The organism is Caballeronia arationis, assembly GCF_001544975.2.
In the GTDB taxonomy this organism is placed as follows: Bacteria; Pseudomonadota; Gammaproteobacteria; order Burkholderiales; family Burkholderiaceae; genus Caballeronia; species Caballeronia arationis.
The window spans coordinates 1-565 of sequence record NZ_FCOG02000597.1; the positions used below are offsets into that span (position 1 = coordinate 1).

Annotated in this window: 1 protein-coding gene; it reads left to right on the forward strand. The window is 55.9% G+C overall.

Features of this window, described 5'->3' with window-relative positions; translation table 11 throughout:
- Positions 1–73 precede the first annotated feature (73 nt).
- On the forward strand, positions 74–565 hold a 492-nt coding region (locus AWB81_RS44045; RefSeq protein ID WP_144444441.1), incomplete at its 3' end, for an IS630 family transposase.

Sequence of the window (565 nt, forward strand, 5' to 3'; positions counted from 1 at the left end):
TACTAACCCGTGCATAAATAAGCGAACATAAATCGACACCACGACCTAAGCTTTAAGGAGCTTGGGGAGAGGCATGATGCGAGAAAACGATGGTCGGCAGCTTTCACACGCGACGCTTGAAGAGATCCGCATTCGCGCGGTCAGGCGGGTTGAAGCCGGTGAGTCGCCGGAAGATGTAATCCGCACCCTGGGATTCTCAAGGGCGCGTATTTACGAATGGTTGGCGGCCTGGCGCGAAGGAGGAATCGAAGCATTGCGCGCCAAGGCCATCCCGGGCCGGCCAATGAAACTGTCGTCCGATGCTATCCGGTTTGTCTATCAGACAGTCACAACGAAGAATCCAATGCAGATGAAGTTCGAGTTTGCGTTGTGGACGCGAGATATGGTGCGGGAGTTGATTCGTGAACATTTCGACGTCAGGCTTTCCGAGGTATCGGTTGGCCGGCTGCTCAGGAAGCTCGGGCTTTCGCCTCAGCGGCCGCTGGCGCGCGCTTACCAGCGCGATCCTGAACTGGTCGAGTCATGGATGAGAGAAGAATATCCGGCGATTGTCAGGCAGGCCAAA